The organism is Silanimonas algicola, from assembly GCF_054777375.1.
Genome location: NZ_BAAHAS010000002.1, coordinates 596,510 through 614,915 on the forward strand (window position 1 = coordinate 596,510; position 18,406 = coordinate 614,915).

Below are 18,406 nucleotides of genomic sequence, written 5' to 3' on the forward strand. Positions count from 1 at the left end.
ACGGCCACCTCGCTCAGCGCGCGGGATTGGGTTCCGGCGCGGCGTCGCCAGGCGCTCCGGCGGTGGTCAGTGCCAGCGCGATCGGCGGTGCCCCGGCAAGCTCGACGACGACCGGTGCGGCGACAAGGTCGCCGGCCTCGGGTTGCACCGAACCGGAGCGGGCGAACCGGGCCGACACTTCGACGCGCGGCGTGGCTGAAAGCGTGGCGGTGGGCATCAGGCGGTCGGCGTCGCTGAGCGTGATGGTGAGCGGAAGTCGCGCGGCGGGTACGCGGCGGGCCGCCACCGGCGGGCCGGCGGAAGCGGCGTCACGGGCGAAGACGAACAGCACCGCTTCCGGCGGCAGCGCTGCCAGCGCATCGGCGTCGGCGCTGATCGTCACGGTGAGGGTGCCGGCCGTGCCGGGCACGGGCGCTTCCCCCCGTGGGGCGTTGGACGACGGGGCGATCGTCGCGGCGAGGGCGGGGTCCATCGGCGGCAGGCCGGCCGCGTCCCGCGCGCTCCGGATCTGCTCGACGAGGGCTTGCGCCGTCGCCGCATCGACCATCGGCAGCAGAGCCTCCCAGCGGGCCACCGCCCCCGTCGCGTCGCCCGCCTGCAGTGCCGCGATGCCGCGGAACCAGAGGGCGCGCTGGTGGTTCGGCGCGGTCGCGAGTACCTCGTCGAGCAGCGCCGTGCCCTCAGGGCCAAAGGCGCGCCCGACGTCGGCCAGGGAGATCGCCTCGGCGGTCTCGACGAGCAGGTCCGCCTCGTCTGGCGCCAGCGCGCGCGCCTTGCGGAAGGCCTCCGCCGCACGGGCGAAGTGCGCGAGGGCGGCGTCGGCGTCGCCCTCGGAGGCCGCCTCGTGGCCCTGGTTCTTGCGCGTGCGGCCGAGCAGCACCCAGCCCTCGAGGCTTTCCGGCTCGCGCGCGAGGCGTCGTTCAAGCTGGGCCACGGCTTCTTCGATCGACGCCGGCACGGTGCGATTCGCAGGGTCGAGGGCGTCGGGCGTGCCGAAGCCTGCATACAGGGCCGCCGCGCAGACCGGCAAGGAAACCAGGAGGACGACGGCGGTTCGACGAGCGCCGTTCCAGAGCGCCGGCAGCACGAAGACGAGGGCGAGGGCGACGAGCGCGATGGCGCCCAGGACGAAAGCGAGCATCAGCAGGTCACCATTCCTGGCGGTCTTCGGCCGGCGGTGCGGCCGGGGCATCGGTCTTCTGGCGGCGGACGATCGACACCACCACGCCGGCGCCGACCAGCAGCAGCAGCGCCGGGCCGAACCACAGCGCCCACGTCACCGGCGTCACTTCGGGGCGGTAGAGGATGAAGTCGCCGTATCGTGCCTTGAAGAACGCGGTGATCTCGGCATCGCTCCTGCCCTCGCGGATCAGGGCCAGGACTTGGCGGCGCATGTCGTCGGCCACGCCGGCGGGCGAATCGGCCAGCGACTGGTTCTGGCACATCACGCAGCGCAACTCCTTGGCCAGCGAGCGGTAACGTGCCTCTTCCTCGGGGCTCTGGAAGTCCTTCGGGTGAAGCGCGAGGGCGCCGCCGGCAAGCAGCAGCGCAAGGACGACCAAGGCGCGGCGCAAGGCGATCATCGTTCGGACTCCAGCGCGTCCAGCAGCGGCCAGAGCTGGGCCTCGACCACCTCGCGCGTCACCGGGCCGACGTGCTTCCAGCGCACGATGCCCCGGGCATCGACGAGGAAGGTCTCCGGCGCGCCGTAGATGCCCCAGTCGATGGCCGCGGCGCCCTCGCGGTCGACGACGATGCGATGGAACGGGTTGCCGAACTGCTGCAGCCAGCGTTCGGCGTCCTCGGGTGCGTCCTTGTAGTTGTAGCCGACGACGTGCAGCCGCCCGCCGCGGGCGATCTCGGTGATGACGGGGTGCTCGACGCGGCAGCTGGCGCACCAGCTGGCCCAGATGTTCACGAGGTAGGGTTTGCCGAGGAGGTCGGCCTTGCGGACGGTCGTCGCCGGGTCGGCGAAATCGGGCAGCGCGAACTCGGGCGCGGGCTGGCCGATCAGCGGCGACTCGATGTCGGTCTGCGTCTTCCCGGCGTTCATGACGACGCCCGCGCCAAGCAGGACGGCGAGGGCGAGGAAGATGCCAAGCGGCAGCCAGCGACCCATCACAGCGCCTCGGCCGGTGCCGATGGCGCGGCGGCGTTCACCGGCCTCCGGAACCGGCGGTCGAAGGCGACCACGAAGCCGCCGATCGCCATCATCAGCGCACCGAACCAGATCCAGCGGATGTAGGGCTTGACGTACAGCCGCACCGCCCATTCGGTCTTCTGCGCGTCGAGCGGATCGCCGAGGGCGACGTAGACGTCGCGGAACAGCCCGGCGTCGTAGTAGGCCTCTGTCATCATCTGGCCGGACACGGGGTAGAAGCGTTTCTCGGGATGCAGCGTGGCGACGAACTCGCCGTCCCGGAACAGTCGCACGGTGCCGACGTCGGCCTCGAAGTTCGGGCCTTCCTGCGCCGTGACACCATCGAAGACGAAGGTGTAGCCCCGCACCTCGAAGCTCATTCCCGGCTTGGCGGCGACGTCGCGTTCGATCATCGTGCTTTCCAGCACCAGCACGCCGATCACGAACACGCCGATGCCGGCGTGCGCGAGCACCATGCCGGCCATCTCGGCGGTCAGCTTCTGGCGCTGTGTCTTCAGGCGCCGCCACAGGAACACCGCCGTGCCGGCGATCACCCAGAGGCCGCCGCCGACGCCGGCCGCGGTCTTGAACGTGCCTTCAGGCCAGGTGAAGAACACGAGGAACAGGGCCACGAGCCCCAGCACCAGCCAGGGCGCCATCATCCGGCCCACCACGCCGGCATCCTCGCGACCCCAGCGCGTGACCGGGCCGAAGGGTACGAGCAGCACGACAGGGGCCATCAGCAGCGTGAACAGCAGGCCGAAGTAGGGCGGGCCCACCGAGATCTGGCCAAGCTGCAGCGCATCGACCAGCAAGGGGAACAGCGTGCCGAGCAGCACCATCGCCGCAGAGGCGGTGAGAAGCAGGTTGTTGGCGAGGAGGAGGGTTTCCCGCGAACTGCCGGCGAAGGGCTGCGCCGATTCCGCCTTCGGTGCTCGCTTCGCATACAGCGCCAAGGAGCCGCCGACGACCACCAGCAGGAAGCCGAGGATGTACAGGCCGCGCTGCGGGTCGCTGGCGAAGGCGTGCACCGAGGTCAGCACGCCGGAACGGACGAGGAAGGTGCCCAGCAGCGACAGCGAGAAGGCGGCGATGGCGAGCAACAACGTCCAGCCCTGGAAGCTGCCGCGCTTCTCCGAGACGGCCTGCGAGTGCAGCAGGGCCGTGCCCACCAGCCAGGGCATGAAGCTGGCGTTCTCGACCGGGTCCCAGAACCACCAGCCGCCCCAGCCCAGCTCGTAGTACGCCCAGTAGCTGCCGAGGCCGATGCCGAGCGTGAGGAACGCCCACGCCACGTTCGTCCACGGGCGCGACCAGCGCACCCACTGGGCGTCGACGCGGCCGTCGAGCAGGGCGGCGACGGCGAAGGCGAAAGCCACGGCGAAGCCCACGTAACCGGTGTAGAGCAGGGGCGGATGGAAGATGAGGCCGGGATCTTGCAGCAGGGGATTCAGGTCGCGCCCTTCGGTGGCCGCCGGGAGCAGGCGGTCGAACGGGTTCGAGGTGAAGGCGGTAAAGCTGAGGAAGCCCACGGCGATCAGGCCCATCACCGCGAGCACGCGGGCGACCACCGGCAGCGGCAGGGAGCGCGAGAAGCGGGCGACGGCGGCGATCCACAGGGCGAGGATCAACACCCAGAGCAGCAGGGAGCCTTCGTGCCCCCCCCACACGGCGCTGACCTGGTACATCATCGGCAGCTTGACGTGCGAGTTGTTGGCGACGTACGCCACCGACAGGTCATGGTCGATGAATGCCCACGTCAGGGCCGCATAGGACAGGGCGATGAGCACGACCTGCCCATAGGCGAGCGGCCGCGCGAGGCGCATCCAGGCGGCATTTCCCTTCTGCGCGCCGGCCAGCGGCAGGACGGCCAGGGCGACGGCGAGCAGCAGCGCCAGCAGCAGCGCCAGGTTTCCGAGTTCAGGCAGCATCAGTACGCGCCGCCCGGCGTGCTGGCGGGCTGGGGCGGCGGGGCGGATCCCGCCGCTGCGGCTTTCGCCTCCCCTTGCACCTTCGCCGCGGCGATCGCATCGGCGACCTCCGCCGGCATGTACTGCTCGTCGTGCTTGGCCAGCACCTCGTCCGCGACCAGCCGGCCATCACGGATGCGGCCCGTGGCGATCACGCTGGTGCCCTCGCGGAACATGTCGGGGAGGATGCCGTCGTAGACGACCGGGAAATTGTTGAAGCGGTCGGTCACTTCGAAGGCCACCACCAGCGAGCCCGGCTCGCGCTTGACGCTGCCCTCGAGCAGCACGCCGCCGAGTCGGAAGCGGGCGTCTTCCGGCACCTGGCCCTCGCGCACGGCGGTGGGGGAGTGCAGGAAAGTCACGTTGCGCTGCAGGGCCCAGACGATCAGGCTACCGCCAATGGCGGCGGCAATCAGGACCAGCAGGGCCATCCAGAGGCGGCGTTGGCGGGTGGGGTTCATGGCGATTCGGTCTTCGATGCGGAGGCACGGCGTTCGCGCAGCAGGATCCCGCGCAACAGCGATTGGAACTTGATCCGTGGCAAGACCGCGTCGGCGAGAAGGAGAAGGAGGCTGATCGCGTAGGCCGCAGCGACGAACCAGCCGTGCAGGTGCTCCATCAGCGGGCCTCCGCGGCGAGGGCCTTGGCCCAAGGCTGGGCGGACTCGTTCTCGAGGTTCAGCACGCGGGCGCGCTGCAGCAGCGAGCCTGCGAACCAGAACTTCGTGGCCAGCGTGGTGAGGATCAGCGGCCAGAGCATCGAAGCGTGCATTTGCGATTCGCCGCGGACGATGCTGATGGTGTCGCCCTGGTGCAGGCTGTTCCACCAGTCGACCGAGAAGTGGACGATCGGGACGTTGACCACGCCGATGAGGGCGAGGAAACAGGCGGCGCGCGCGGCGGCCCGGCGGTCCTCGATGGCGTTGTGCAAGGCGATCACGCCGATGTAGAGGAAGAACATCACCAGCATCGACGTCAGGCGCGGGTCCCATTCCCACCACGTGCCCCAGGTCGGGCGGCCCCAGATCGAGCCGGTGATCAGGGTGATCGCCGCGAAGGCCGCACCGACGGGTGCCGCGGCCACGGCGAGGGTCTCGCAAGCCTTGATGCGCCAGACCAGGGCGATGAACGCCTGCATCGCCATCGCGACGAAGATGAACATGGCCGACCACGCCGCCGGGACGTGGATGTAGAGGATGCGGAAGCTGTCGCCCTGCTTGTAGTCGGTGGGCACCGAGAACAGCGCGCCATAGAGGCCGGGCACGAGCAGGACGATCGCGGCGGCGAAACACCACGGGGTCCAGCGGGCGCAGAAACGGTCGAAGTTGGGCGGCGAGCCGGTGCGGTGGAACCAGAGGAGCAGGGCGTTCATGTGTGCGCAATCCGAAGGGCCGCCGCCGCGGCGAGCGGTGCGAGCACGAGTGCCAGCACCAGCGCCCCGGCCAACAGCAGCAGGGCCCCGGCGGCGTCGTAACCCTCGGCCGCGGCCGCCACGCTGCCTGCGCCGAAGACGAGCACCGGCACATACAGCGGCAGGGCGAGCAGGGGCAGCAGGATACCAGAGCGCTTCACCCCGACCGTGAGCGCCGCGACCACGGCGCCGATCAGGCTCAGGAGGGGGGTGCCAAGCACGAGCGAGACCATGAGCGTCGGCAGCAGTCCCAGAGGCAGCTGCAGCATCGAGGCCAGCAGCGGGGCCACCACCAGCAGGGGCAGCGCGGTTGTCAGCCAGTGCACGAGGACGCGCATGCCGATGAGCAGGGCGAGCGGGGCGGGCGACAGCAGCATCTGCTCGAGGCCGCCATCCTCCGTGTCGGAGCGGAACAGCGCGTCAAGCCCCAGCAGCCCGGACAGCAGCACGCAGACCCAGAGCACGCCCGCGGCGAGCGGCGCGAGCTTGCCCGGCTCGGCGCCGAGAGCGAGCGGAAACAGGCTGGCGGTCATCAGGGCGAACAACAGCGGTTGCAGCGCATCGCCGCGCCGGGCCCAGACCAGGGCGAGATCGCGATGCAGCTGCGCACGGGCGACGCGCCAGCCCACGCCAGATGCCGGGGGCGAGCCGACGTTCACGCGTGGCCGCCGTGCAGTTCGACCACCCGCACCCGCCCCGGCGGGGCCGCATAGGCCCCGTGGGTGGTAATGAAGGCCGCGCCGCCGATCGCCGTATGGGCGCCGACCATGCGGTCGACCAGGGCGATGCCGTCGAGGTCGAGGTTCGCGTACGGCTCGTCCATCAGCCAGAGCTTGCCCGGATGCAACGAAAGACGTGCGAGCGCCAGCCGTTTGTTCTGTCCGGCGCTCATCCGCCCCGCAGGGGTGTCTTCGTAACCGGCCAGGCCGACGGTGGCGAGTGCCGCTTCGAGCGCGTCGTCCGGCTGCGGCCGGCCCTGCAGCGCGGCGGCATAGCGAAGGTTGTCGAGGCAGCCGAGGTCCGCTTTGTGGCCGAGGCGATGCCCGAGGTAGGCGCAGTGGCGGGCGAGATGGTCGGTGTCGACGGGGGCACCCAGCAGGGTGGCCCTGCCGCCCGTCGCTTCCAGCAGGCCGGCCAGCACTTTCAGGAGCGTGGTCTTCCCGGCGCCGTTGCCGCCCCGCAGCAACACCGCTTCGCCTGCGTCGACGTGGAGGTCGAGCGGCCCGAAGATCGGGTCCTGGTTTCGGTGGTAGGTGAGGCCCTGTGCGACGAGCAGGGCCGCGGGCGCGGAATCCATCGGCGCGGATGCTAGCGGCCGCCGCCCTCGGGTGTCCACGAAGGCGGTCATCCGCGCGCGCGCTGCCGCGTTTCGCTCTGTGATCGGCTCGGCGTTCACGACCGGGCGCTCCGGTAATCATGGAATCCTGTCAAAGGGCCGATACACTCAGCGCGGCTTCAGCCTCCACTCTTCCGCAGGACCCCCCAATGCGATTGCTCCTCCTTGCCGCCGCGATCACGCTGGCGCTGCCCGCCGCCACGCCCGTCGACGCGCGTGGCGACCGTCCCTCGGCCTCGCCAGCCACCGCGGCCGCCACGATCCGCGGGTCCTATATCGTCAGTTTCGATGAGCCGGCGGCGCCGCTTTTCCGCGGCTTCGACGTGACCGATGCGCGCCGCCCGCCGCTGGCGCCGGTGGCCATCGCCCTCACGGGACAGGTTCAATACGACCCCGATCGCCCGGAGGCGGAGGCCTACCTCGCCTACCTTGGATCGCTGCGCGAGCAGCGCCTCGACGCGGCGTCCGCCGCCCTTGGTCGCGAGCTCGTGCCGAAGTTCGTCTACGAGCACGCCCTCAACGGCGTGGCGATCGACCTGACGCCGGCCGAGGCCGAGGCGCTCGCGGCGATGCCGGGCGTGCGCGCCGTCACGCCCGACTTCGAGCGCTTCGCGATGACCGATCGCGGCCCGACGTGGATCAAGGCGCCCTCGATCTGGTCGGGGGGCGCTGGCGTGGCGAGCCGCGGCGAGGGGGTGGTCGTCGGCGTCATCGACTCGGGCGTGAATCCCGGCCACGTGTCCTTCGCGGCGACGGCGGGAGGATTCACCCACAGCAATCCCAAGGGTGCGCTGCTGGGCTGGTGCGCCACGCCGGCCAACGCCGGCACCTGCAACAACAAGCTGATCGGCGTCTACGACTTCCTCGCCGGCGGGTCGAGCGGTACGGCCGCCTTCACGCCCGACCCGGACGGCCATGGTTCGCATGTCGCCGCCACGGCGGTGGGCAATCCCGTCACCAGTACGATCAACGGCTCGGTGGTCGAGCTCAGCGGCGTCGCCCCACGCGCCAACCTGATCGCCTACCGCGCCTGCGGTTCCACCCCGGAGAGCCGCTCCTGCGGAACGAACTCCGGCAGCGCCCTGATTGCCGCCATCAATCGCGCGATCGCCGACCAGGTCGACGTCATCAACTACTCCATCGGAGGCGATGCGGTGAACCCGTGGGCCACCGTCGGCGGGACCGTCAACTCGGACGAGGAAGCGTTCCTCGCGGCCCGCGAGGCGGGCATCGTCGTCGCCGCGTCGGCAGGAAACGACGGTCCTGACCCCGGGCGCCTCAAATCGCCTGCCAACGCGCCGTGGGTGGTCGCCGTCGCCGCCGTCACCCATGACCGCTCTGGCGCGGGCGACCGTCTCGCGGAGTTCAGCAGCCGCGGGCCGGTGACGCCGCTCGGCGTGTTGAAGCCGGATGTCGCGGCCCCGGGCGTGGCGATCCGTGCCGCCGGCCGCACGGGCAACAGCCTGATCGAGCTGAGCGGCACGTCCATGGCCTCGCCCCACGTGGCCGGCGCCGCGGCGCTCCTCGCCGCCGCCCGACCCAGCTGGAATGCCGACCAGATCATCTCGGCGCTGACCCTCACCGCACGATCCTCGGGCATCGTCGAGCGCGGCGGCGGTGCCGCCACCACGCCCCACGACCGCGGCGCCGGCACGGTGGATCTTTCGTTGGCCGCCAACGCCTCGCTGGCCCTCACGGTGCCCGCCGGGGCCTTCCGCAATGCCAGCCAATCCAGCGCGTCCGCGCTGAACCTCCCGACACTCGCCGACGCCAACTGCGTCGAGAGCTGCACCTTGACCCGCACGGTCTCGGTGATGCCCGGTGCCACCGGCGGCCAGTACCAGGTCATCGCGAGCCTGCCGGCCAGCCTGTCGATGACCGCCACGCCCAGTACGTTCACGGTGGCCGCCGGGGGATCGCAGGCGCTGTCCTTCCGCTTCAGTGCGAACGCGCAGAGCGCCTTGAACACGTGGGCCTACGGTGCGGTCACCTTGCGCCGCGTCGGTGGCGGCACGCCCGACCTCACCCTGCCGGTCGCGATCTACCTGTCCTCCGGCGTGGTGCCCAGCCTGCAGGTCCGCACCGTCGGCGGCGATCGGGGCTTCGTCGACTTCAACCTCGATGACCTCGTCAGCCTCGGCAACGCGCGCTTCAGCGTCACGGACCTCGTGGCCCCCGTGACCCAGCAGCAGGGCCTGTTGCAGGACAGTACCAACACCGACCCGTACGACAACCTTTCCGACGGCGTGTTCTTCACCACGCTCCCGGTCAATTTCAACGACGGCCAGACCCGTACCGTGCAGGTGAACGCATCGCTGGCGCCGGCGTCGTCGCCGGCCGCGCAGGATTTCGATCTGTACATCGGCGTCGACCGCGACGGCGATGGCCAGCCCGAGAGCAGCGAAGAGCGCTGTGCCGGGCGGTCGTCGGCCCCGTCGGAAACGTGTTCGTTCACGATCACCCACACGGGCAACAACGTCCCGATCACGGTCTGGGGCCTCGTCCAGAACTGGGCCGCCAGCGCTCCTGGCGCCCGCGATGCGGCCCTGCTCGAGATGGTGGCGATCGACAGCCGGCCGTCGGCGCGCCAGAAGGCCACCGGTCCGGGCCGCGTCCCCGCCAACACCGCGTTCACGGCGCGGGTCGTCTACGACGATCCGACGTTCTTGAACGGGCAGTCGCGATTCGGGCAACTGCTCGTGGACCGCGGGCCCGGTGTCAACGCGCTCCGCCTGCCGTTCAAGCTGACGCGGACTTCCGCGGTCGCGTCGCCCTACGCGCTTTCCGCGGGCGTCGACCGCAGCATCGTGCTCCCGGCGGGTGCGGCACACGAGACCGCCTTCATCGATGTGCCCGCCGGGGCAACGCAGCTGGTCGTCACGACCGTGAGCAGCGCCAACGTCGACCTTTACCTTGCGCACGTCGCGCCGCTGGCGCCGGCTGCCGCCATCCCCTCGATCGCCGCGGCCCCTGCGCGTGGCAGCGCCACCGCCCGCGCCACGACGTCGAGCGGCAACGAGACGATCACGGTGGCGAACCCCGCGGCGGGTCGCTGGTACCTCACCCCGGTCAACGCCTCCGGCGCGACGGCGGCACTCGCCCTCCGGGCCACGATCAGCGGCACCGCCCCCAGCGTCCGTCCGGGCGGCTACTTCAATCCCGAGCGCAGCGGCCACGGGCTCTTCCTTTACCCCGCCGGCAGCGAACTCGCCGGTCTCTGGTACACCTACCTCGCCGACGGCACGCCGACGTGGTACTACCTGCAGGGCGCGGCGCCCGGGGCGAATGGCTTCTGGACGGGGCAGCTGTTCCGCAGCGCGTGGAACGGCAGCGCCAACGTCCTCGTCGAGGTCGGGACCGCCACGGTGAGCCCCACGGCCACCAACGAGTTCGTGTTCTCGTACAACCTCGACGGCGAGACCGGCTCCGAAGCGATGCGCGACTTCGGTGGTGGCTGCCCGACGCTGGGCGGAAGCCGGCTGAACGTCAGCTCGCACTGGTTCAACCCGGCCACGTCGGGTACCGGCCTGAGCGTGCAGATGTTCCCGAACTACGAGTTCTACACCCTGTTCGTCTACGACGGCCTCGGCATCCCGCGCTACCTCGTCGTCGAGCGCCCGGCCTTCGGTGGCGCCACGGCGTCGGCGAACCTGGAGCAGAACAATGGCTTCTGCCCGCTCTGCCCCCGGAACTCGGCGCCCACCCGCGCGGTGATCGGTTCGTTCTCGCGCAGCTTCGCCGGCGGCACGTTCTCGAACATCACCTTGAGCGGCACGTTCATCAACGGGGTCCAGGGCACGTGGTCGGCGAACGAGTCCGTGATCCCGCTCGGGAGCCTGCAGGGCTGCGCGCCCTGACCGGCACGCCGCGCCGCGTTGACGGGCCGCGAACCGCGCTTCGGTAGGATCCGGGTGTCGATACGGAGGCTCCCGCATGCCCGCACGCCGTTCACTGCTCGCGCTCTCCTTGGCACTGGCGGTCGCCTCCGCCGCCGGGGCCGTTGAGACGGTTTCCGCAGGTGAAGCCCCGGCAGGGCGCTCGACCTGGATCGTCCGTTTCGCCGAGCCGGCCCTGGCGTCGTATACCGGCGAGGTGGTCGCGCCGGGTGACGCGTCCCTCGCGGCGACCTCGCCGGTCGCGACCGGTGCCTCGCGTCTCGACATGGCGTCCCCCGCCGTGCAGGCCTACCGGCAAGCCTTGGCGGATCGTCGCGAGGCCCGGCTCGACGTCGCATCGGCCCGATTGGGGCGTCCGCTGGAACCCCTTTTCGTCTACGACGCGGTGCTGAATGGCGTCGCGCTGTCGCTCAGCGCCGACGAAGCCGCCGTGGTCGCGGCCGTTCCCGGCGTCGCCGGCGTGGAGCGCGAGCGCATCGACCGGTTGCAGGACGATGTCTCGACGGCGCTGGTGAATGCACCGGACGTGTGGTCGGGCGCCACCGGCGTGGCGTCCCGCGGCGAGGGCGTGGTCGTCGGCATCATCGACTCCGGCATCAACCCGTCGCATCCCTCGTTCGCCGCGGTGTCGCCCGTGGATGGGTACGTGCATACCAACCCGAAAGGCCGCTTCCTCGGCTTGTGCGCCACGGGCGTGGCGACCTGCAATGCGAAGCTGATCGGGGTCTGGGACATGAGCACCGGATCCGGCGACAGCGAGGCGAACAACGGCGTGGACCGCAATGGCCACGGCACGCACGTGGCCGGTATCGCGGTGGGCAACCCCGTCAACGTCGTCCGCCCGCTTGCCGGCGGCGGCCAGCTGGCTTACGCGATCCGCGGCGTCGCGCCGCGCGCCAACGTCATCAGCTACAAGGCCTGCGAGGGGGAGGACGTGGGTTGTCCCGGCTCGTGGACGCTCGCGGCATTGAACCAGGCCGTCATCGACGGCGTGGATGTCATCAATTATTCGATCGGCGGCAGCAACGCCAGCCCGTGGTCGCGCAGCGATTCGCTCGCCATGCTCGACGCCCGCAACGCGGGCATCGTCGTCGCCGTGTCTGCCGGAAACAGCGGGCCCGACGGTGCCACGGTGCGCAGTCCGAGCGACGCGCCGTGGGTGTTGTCGGTGGCGAACACGACCCACGGTCGCCGCTACGCCAACCGCCTTCGCCTGAGCGGCGGCGGCACGGCTGCTCCGAATGGCGGCGTGATGGTCGGGCAGGGCCTGACCGGCGGCGTCGGACCGGCGCCGCTCGTGCGCGATCCCCAGCACCCGCTGTGCAGCCAAGGCACGGGCGACGTCTCGCTGCCGGTCACCGGGGCGAGCAATCCTTGGCCCGCAGGGCGCTGGAGCGGCCAGGTGGTGGTGTGCGACCGCGGCGTGCAGGCGCGTGTGGCGAAGAGCAACAACGTGCGACTGGCTGGAGGCGCCGGCACCGTCCTCCTGAACAGGGCGGCCGAGGGCGAATCCACGGTGGGCGACGAGCACAGCTTGCCGACCACCCACCTCGGTTGGGCCGATGCGCAGGCCTTGCTCCGGTGGCTCGGCACCGGCAGTGGCCACACCGCGCGGATCGAGGGCATCGCGGTGGAGACGGAGCCTGCGAATGCCGACATCCTCAGCGCCAGCAGCGCACGGGGGCCGTCCATCGTCCTGCCCGGGGTCATCAAGCCGGACCTCGCGGCGCCGGGGAGCAGCATCCTCTCGGCCTCGCACGAGGGCAGCGGCGATGCCGTCCTGTCCGGCACCTCCATGGCATCGCCGCATGTGGCTGGCGCCGCGGCGCTGCTCCGCGGCGCGAAGCCGGCATGGCGCGCCGACCAGATCATCTCCGCGCTGATGGGCACGGCGCGCACGACGGTGACGCGCCGCGCCGGTGGCGAGCCGGTGAGCGGCCACGAGCAAGGCGCGGGGCGCATCGACGTGGCGCGTGCGAGCCGCGCACCGCTGGGGCTTGTGGTGCCCCCGGGGCAGTTCGCGGCCGCCAGTGCTTCACCGTCGAGCCTCAACCTGCCATCCCTGGTGTTCGACGGCTGCGCCCCGGCTTGCCCCTCCCTGACGCGGACGGTCACCGACCTCGTCGGCGGTGGTCGCTACGCGGTCAGCGTCTCCGGCCTCGAGGGCGTCACGCTGACACCGTCGGAGACGACCTTTTCCATCGGTGCCGGCGCCAGCAAGGCGCTGCAGTTCAATGCGCGCGTCGACGACCCCGGTCTCTACGGCCGCTGGTTGTACGGCAGCCTCCGGCTGCTCCGCGAGGGCGCCGGCGCGGACGAGGCATTGACCTGGCCGGTCGCCCTCCGGGCGCCCGTCCCGGGTTTGCCCGGCGCGCAGGTGCGCAGTGTCGACAGTGACCGGGGGGTCTTCGAGCTCTCGCTGCCCGGCCTCGGTCTGGCGTCGCCGGACGCGCGCTTCGCGGGAACGCGCCTGGTCGGATTGACGACCACCCGATACACGCTCGGTGCCGACCCGACGCCCGCCAACCGGTATGACAACCTCGCCACGGGCGTTGGCTGGCACGCGATCAGCGTTCCGGCGCCCGCCGACGGCAGGCCGGCCCGCCATCGCATCGAGGTCGAACTCCAGGCACCCGGGGGGACCCAGGCCGCGCTGATCGTCGGCAACGGCGGTTTCCCGGGGGCGCGCAACCAGATCTGCGAATCGGCGAACCGCTGCGTGCTGGACATCGAGCACAGCGGCGATCCGGCACCCCAGGTCTATTGGGCGATGGTGTGGAACCGGTCGGGGAGCGGAGATTTCACGGTGCGCCACAGCGTCCTGCCGCTGGTACCGGCCGCATCCGGCGAGGTTGCGCGACTGACCGCGACTGGTCCGGGCAATGCCGCGGCCGGACAGGGGTCGATCGTGCGCGTCGCATGGAGCGACCCGACGTGGGCGGTGGGCGAGGTGCGTCGCGGGGCGGTGCTCGTTTACGCGGCGCCCGGCCAGCAACCGATGGGCGCGATACCCTACGCGCTGACGCGGGTCGCCGGTCCGCGCGCGCCGGTGGCGCTGGCGTCGGGACGGGCGGAGACGCTCGGTCTCGCGGCCGGCGAAGCGCACGAGGTGATGTTCATCGACGTCCCCGCCGGGGCCAGCCGGCTCGTGGTCACGACGGCCAGCGATGCCAACGTCGACATCTATCTCGCGCGGCGCCCGGGCCATGGCGGCCCGGGCGTACCCGCGATCCCGCCGGCACCCGCCCGCGCGGAGGCCTCGCACGTGGGCCTCGGCGCGAACGGCAACGAGTCGGTGACGGTGACGGCGCCGGCCGCGGGCCGCTGGTATGTCACGCCATTGAACGCGTCGGCGTCACCCGCGCTGGCCATCGTCACGGCCGTCGTGGACGGCGTGGCGCCGATCGTCCGCCCCGGGGGGTACTTCAACCCGGAACGGTCCGGCCACGGTGTCTTCGTGTATCCGGCAGGAGCCGACTGGGCGGCGCTCTGGTACACCTATCTCGACGACGGGAGCAGCACCTGGTACTACCTCCAGGGGCCGCGCCCGGGCGCGAGCGGCGTGTGGCGCGCCACGATGTTCCGGAGTGCCTGGAACGGGCGCAGCAACACCCTCACGCCGGTCGGCGAGGCGTCGGCCACGCCGACCGGCGCCGATGCCTTCACCTGGACCTGGACCCTCGATGGTCAGACCGGCTCCGAGCCCTTCGTCAGCTTCGGACGCGGTTGCCCGACCCTTGGCGGACTGCAGGTCGACGCCAGCGCGCATTGGTTCGATCCGGCCAGGGCCGGCACCGGGTACAGCGTGCAGCTGTTCCCCGACTACGAGTTCTACGCCGTGTTCGGCTACGACGCACGCGGCGTGCCGCGCTACCTCGTCGCCGAGCGCGGCGGCATCGGCCCGAACAGCGACACGCTTCCGCTTGAGCAGAATGCCGGCTTCTGCCCGCTGTGCGCGCGTTCCGCCCCCCCCGTACGCACCCGCGTGGGAACGCTCGAGCGGCGCTACGTCAACGGGGCCCTGAGCGGCTTCACGATCGACGCCCGCTATGCCGGGGGCGTGCCGGGGACGTGGACGGCGAACGACACGGTGGTCGCCCTCGGCGAGCGGCAGGGGTGCGCGGCGAACTGACGACGAAGGCCCGCTCGCGAAACGCCGGTTCAGTCGTCCTTCGCGGCCTCGAGCACCCACGGCAGCATCGCCGTGGCGACCTCGCCCAGCGCCGCTTCGAAAGCGACGACGACCGACGGCAGTTTCTCGCGTTCCGTGGTCCGTTCGGCGCGGAAGCGACGGCTGTCGATGACGCGGTGCGCGCGCTGGTCCACGAGGGTGGCTTGCAGTTCGACCACGACGGTGGGTGTCTTTGCGTCGTCGACATAGACGGCTTCGAAGTGCCGCAGGTCGAGGCGAAGCAGCAGGTCGGCGCCGAGGCCGTCGGTCGGCCGCACGACGGCGCGGAGGCGGCTCTGGTCGGCGAAAGACCCCACCAGCGCCGACTGCACCAGGTCCGGCGCGCTGTCGGCCCAGATCGCGCCGCTGTAGACCTGCAACGTCGCCGGCCCGGGCCGCACCGCGATGCGGTCGCTGTCGAGCAGGGCGCTCGCTTCCGGTTTGCCGATGGCGAGCGTGCGATCGAGCGTCGGCCAGGCGTCGTGCGCGTTCACCGACACCCGGGGGGCGTAGACGACGAGCTCGGCCCTGTCGCCGAGAGAGAGGCAGCCCGCGAGGAAGACGGCGAGGACGAGGGGCAGGGCGGTTCGGCGCAGGCTCACGGCGTGAACTCCTCGGGTGTGGCGCTGCCCAGCACGAGGCTGGACGGGCGTTCTTCGATCTTGGCGGCGGCGCGGTTCAGCTGGCGGAGGACGCTGCGCAGTTCAGCGAGCGTCGGGCCGATCTGGGTGAGGCCGTCGCGGCTGAACTGCTGCACGGCACCGCGGTTTTCGGCGATCAGGGCATTCGCGTTGCCCGACAGCGCTTCGACCTCGCCCAGCGTCCGATCGAGCGTGGCGAGGATCCGAGGCAGGTCCTTGTCCAGCGCGGCCACGCTGCGGTCGAGCCCGCCCATCGTGGACTCCGCCGTGGCGAGCACGCGGTCGAGCCGTTCCGCCGATGAGCGCGCATCTCGCAGCAGCTGGGCGATCTCGCCACGCTCCGCGGCCAGCGTGCCGGTGACCTGCTCGAGGTTCGCCATCGTCTTCGAGACGTTCTCCACGGTTTCGTCGTTCAACATCCGGTTGATGCGGATGAGCACGTCGCTGGCCGTGGTGGTGATGTCCTCGGAGGAACTCAGAAGCTTGGCGAACGCGGATTCCTGCGCGCTGATCCGCGGCAGGCCTTCCCCCCCGGTGGCCTCCTTCAGCATCGGGCTCTGCGGGCTGCCGCCGCTGAGCTGGATCTGCACCAGGCCGGTCAGGCCGACGAAGGCCAGCTTCGCCGTGGTGTCGGTCTTCACCGGGGTGCCAGCGCCGACGCGGATGCGGGCGACCACCTTGCTCGGGTCGGTGGCGTCGAGCCTGAGCTCGGTGACGTCGCCGACGGCGATGCCGTTGTACTGCACGACACCGCCGCGGGTCAGGCCCGTGACGGCCTCGGTGAAGACGACCTCGTACTCGTCCCATTGGCGGTCGGAGACGGTCTTGGCGGCCCAGAGGGCGAACAGCATCGCCAGCACCGCCACCGCGAGGGTGAAGGCGCCGACCAGCACGTGGTGGGCTTTCGTTTCCATGGTTCAGGCCTCGCGTCGCGCGGCGCGGCCGCGCGGTCCGTGGAAGTACTCCTGCACCCAGGGGTGCTCGAAGCGTTCGATCTCGGCGATCGGGGCGCAGGCGACGACCTTGCGGTCGGCAAGCACCGCCACGCGGTCGCAGATGGCGTAGAGCGTGTCGAGATCGTGGGTGATGAGGAACACCGTCAAGCCCAGCGAGCGCTTGAGGTTGAGGATGAGATCGTCGAAGGCGGCGGCGCCGATGGGGTCGAGGCCCGCCGTGGGCTCGTCGAGGAAGAGCAGCGGCGGGTCCAGGGCCAAGGCGCGCGCGAGTCCGGCACGCTTCTTCATGCCGCCGGAAAGCTGCGCGGGCAGCTTTTCGGCCGCCGTCGACGGCAGGCCGGCCAGGCGCATCTTCATCCAGCACAGCGCGTGCATCAGGTCGTCCGAGAGCGCGTGGTGCTCTTTCAGCGGCACCATGATGTTCTCGAGCACGCTGAGCGAGGAGAACAGGGCGCCGCCTTGGAACAGCACGCCGGTTTGGGTCTCGATGGCGAGGCGGCTGGCTTCGTCGTCGGCCAGCGCGTCGATGCCGAACACCCGCACGCTGCCCGCCTGCGGGCGGCGCAAGCCGAGGATGGCGCGCATCAGCACGGACTTGCCCGAGCCCGAGCCGCCCACCACGCCGACGATCTCGCCGCGGTTCACCGTGAGGTCGACGCCGTCGTGGACCACCTGGCTGCCGAAGGCATTGACCAGCCCGCGCACCTCGATCGCCGGCGTCGAGAAGTCGCAGGGGCGGGGCTTCACCGGGACTTTCGCGGCGCTCACCAACCCATCTCCATGAACCACAGCGCCGCGAAGGCGTCGATGATGATCACCAGCGAGATCGTCTGAACGACGCTGGACGTGGTGCGCTCGCCGACCGATTGCGCGGTGCCTTGCCCCTGCATGCCCTCGAGGCAGCCGATCAGGCCGATCACCAGCGCGAACACCGGAGCCTTGGCCATGCCGGTGAGGAAATGCCGGACCTCCATGGTCTCGTGGAGGCGGGCGATGAACATCTCCGGCGAAATGCCGAGCATCGTCGCGCCGATGGTGATGCCGCCGGCGATGCCGGCCATCATCGCGAGGAAGGTGAGCAGGGGCAGCATGATCAACAGCGCCGCGAGCCGGGGCAGCACCAGCAATTCCATCGGGTCGAGCCCGAGCGTGCGGATGGCGTCGATCTCCTCGCCGGACTGCATGGCGCCGATCTGGGCGGTGAAGGCGCTGGCGGTGCGGCCAGCCAGAAGCACCGCGGTGAGCAGGACGCCGAACTCGCGCAGGAAGCTGATGCCGATCAGTTCGACGACGTAGATCTCGGCACCAAACTCGGCGAGCACCTCGGCGCCGAGGAAAGCCACGACGGCGCCGACCATGAAGCTCAGCAGCAGGACGAGTGGGACGGCGTCGAGGCCGACCGATTCCATGTGGGCGATCGTCGAGGTGATCCGCCAGCGCCGGGGGTTCCAGCCGATGCGCAGGGCTGTCAGCAGCGCCTCGCCGCTGAAGGCGACCAGGGCGATGACCTCCCGCGCATAGTCTTCCACCGTCCATCCAATGCGCGACAGAAGGGCGCGGACGCCGTAATCCTTGACGACGGCGCGCGGCGGGTTGAGGCAAATGCCCTCCACGGCAGCGAAGAGGGGCGCATGCTCGTCCCTTAGTCGAAGCCCTCCGCCCTGATCGAGGCCAGCGTCGCGGACGATCCGCCACAGCAGCATGGCGCCGCTGGCGTCCATCTGGCCGATGTCGCGGGCATCGATCACGGTGCCGCTTCCGACGTCGCGCAGGCCGGGGATTCCCTCGAGGCGCGCCGCGTGGGCCAGCGTCCAATCGCCACCGGCCCGCCAGCAGCCGGGCTGCTCGGGATCGGGGCGCAGGTGCGGCGTCTCGGCCATTCGGCT

At 71.0% G+C, this 18,406-nt stretch carries 15 protein-coding genes; 2 read left to right on the plus strand and 13 right to left on the minus strand.

The genetic code is table 11. From position 1 onward, the window contains the following. Window positions 1–13 precede the first annotated feature (13 nt). Genes ACYVAK_RS07985 through ccmA form a run of 9 tightly spaced genes read right to left on the minus strand, consistent with a single transcriptional unit; the run spans window position 14 to window position 6,817 of the window. Window positions 14–1,141, minus strand: coding sequence for a tetratricopeptide repeat protein (locus ACYVAK_RS07985; protein WP_461059691.1), 1,128 nt, complete (start codon window positions 1,139–1,141; stop codon window positions 14–16). Between the two features lie 7 nt (window positions 1,142–1,148). Beyond that, the gene (locus tag ACYVAK_RS07990) at window positions 1,149–1,574 is read right to left on the minus strand and encodes a cytochrome c-type biogenesis protein (protein ID WP_461060514.1); all 426 of its coding nucleotides are present in this window, start codon (window positions 1,572–1,574) and stop codon (window positions 1,149–1,151) included. A 5-nt stretch (window positions 1,575–1,579) separates the two neighbouring features. Continuing rightward, on the minus strand, window positions 1,580–2,119 hold the full coding sequence (locus ACYVAK_RS07995; RefSeq protein ID WP_461059693.1) for a DsbE family thiol:disulfide interchange protein: 540 nt from the start codon (window positions 2,117–2,119) through the stop codon (window positions 1,580–1,582). After that, window positions 2,119–4,071, minus strand: a complete 1,953-nt coding sequence (locus ACYVAK_RS08000; RefSeq protein ID WP_461059695.1) for a heme lyase CcmF/NrfE family subunit — start codon at window positions 4,069–4,071, stop codon at window positions 2,119–2,121. The genes ACYVAK_RS07995 and ACYVAK_RS08000 overlap by 1 nt, the downstream gene beginning before the upstream one ends. Continuing rightward, window positions 4,071–4,571 carry a cytochrome c maturation protein CcmE gene (locus tag ACYVAK_RS08005; protein WP_461059697.1) on the minus strand — a complete coding sequence of 167 codons (501 nt, stop codon included), beginning with the start codon at window positions 4,569–4,571 and terminating at the stop codon, window positions 4,071–4,073. The genes ACYVAK_RS08000 and ACYVAK_RS08005 overlap by 1 nt, the downstream gene beginning before the upstream one ends. Further along, window positions 4,568–4,729 (minus strand): heme exporter protein CcmD, encoded by a 162-nt coding sequence (gene ccmD, locus ACYVAK_RS08010; RefSeq protein ID WP_461059699.1) that lies wholly within the window; start codon window positions 4,727–4,729, stop codon window positions 4,568–4,570. Before ccmD ends, ACYVAK_RS08005 begins: the two co-directional genes overlap by 4 nt. Beyond that, window positions 4,729–5,481 (minus strand): heme ABC transporter permease CcmC, encoded by a 753-nt coding sequence (gene ccmC / locus ACYVAK_RS08015; RefSeq protein ID WP_461059701.1) that lies wholly within the window; start codon window positions 5,479–5,481, stop codon window positions 4,729–4,731. Before ccmC ends, ccmD begins: the two co-directional genes overlap by 1 nt. Next, window positions 5,478–6,149: a heme exporter protein CcmB gene (gene ccmB, locus ACYVAK_RS08020; protein WP_461059703.1), complete on the minus strand. Its 672-nt coding sequence runs from the start codon at window positions 6,147–6,149 to the stop codon at window positions 5,478–5,480. The genes ccmC and ccmB overlap by 4 nt, the downstream gene beginning before the upstream one ends. A 26-nt stretch (window positions 6,150–6,175) precedes the next feature. Further along, on the minus strand, window positions 6,176–6,817 hold the full coding sequence (ccmA, locus tag ACYVAK_RS08025; protein ID WP_461059705.1) for a heme ABC exporter ATP-binding protein CcmA: 642 nt from the start codon (window positions 6,815–6,817) through the stop codon (window positions 6,176–6,178). 188 nt (window positions 6,818–7,005) lie between these two features. Here ccmA and ACYVAK_RS08030 point away from each other — a divergent pair, with 188 nt between their 5' ends. Continuing rightward, entirely contained in the window at window positions 7,006–10,713 is a 3,708-nt protein-coding gene (locus tag ACYVAK_RS08030) for a S8 family serine peptidase (RefSeq protein ID WP_461059707.1), read from the plus strand. A gap of 76 nt (window positions 10,714–10,789) precedes the next feature. After that, window positions 10,790–14,884, plus strand: a complete 4,095-nt coding sequence (locus ACYVAK_RS08035) for a S8 family serine peptidase (RefSeq protein WP_461059709.1) — start codon at window positions 10,790–10,792, stop codon at window positions 14,882–14,884. A 29-nt stretch (window positions 14,885–14,913) separates the two neighbouring features. Here ACYVAK_RS08035 and ACYVAK_RS08040 read toward each other — a convergent pair whose 3' ends face one another. From ACYVAK_RS08040 to ACYVAK_RS08055, 4 genes are read right to left on the minus strand one after another with little or no spacing between them, the layout of a single operon-like run. Next, complete coding sequence (locus ACYVAK_RS08040) at window positions 14,914–15,525, minus strand: ABC-type transport auxiliary lipoprotein family protein (RefSeq protein WP_461059711.1); 612 nt, start codon at window positions 15,523–15,525, stop codon at window positions 14,914–14,916. Then, window positions 15,522–16,478: an MlaD family protein gene (locus tag ACYVAK_RS08045; protein WP_461059713.1), complete on the minus strand. Its 957-nt coding sequence runs from the start codon at window positions 16,476–16,478 to the stop codon at window positions 15,522–15,524. Before ACYVAK_RS08045 ends, ACYVAK_RS08040 begins: the two co-directional genes overlap by 4 nt. Before the next feature lie 3 nt (window positions 16,479–16,481). After that, window positions 16,482–17,288, minus strand: a complete 807-nt coding sequence (locus ACYVAK_RS08050; RefSeq protein ID WP_461059716.1) for an ABC transporter ATP-binding protein — start codon at window positions 17,286–17,288, stop codon at window positions 16,482–16,484. Continuing rightward, entirely contained in the window at window positions 17,285–18,400 is a 1,116-nt protein-coding gene (locus ACYVAK_RS08055) for an MlaE family ABC transporter permease (RefSeq protein ID WP_461059718.1), read from the minus strand. The genes ACYVAK_RS08050 and ACYVAK_RS08055 overlap by 4 nt, the downstream gene beginning before the upstream one ends. Window positions 18,401–18,406: the final 6 nt, after the last annotated feature.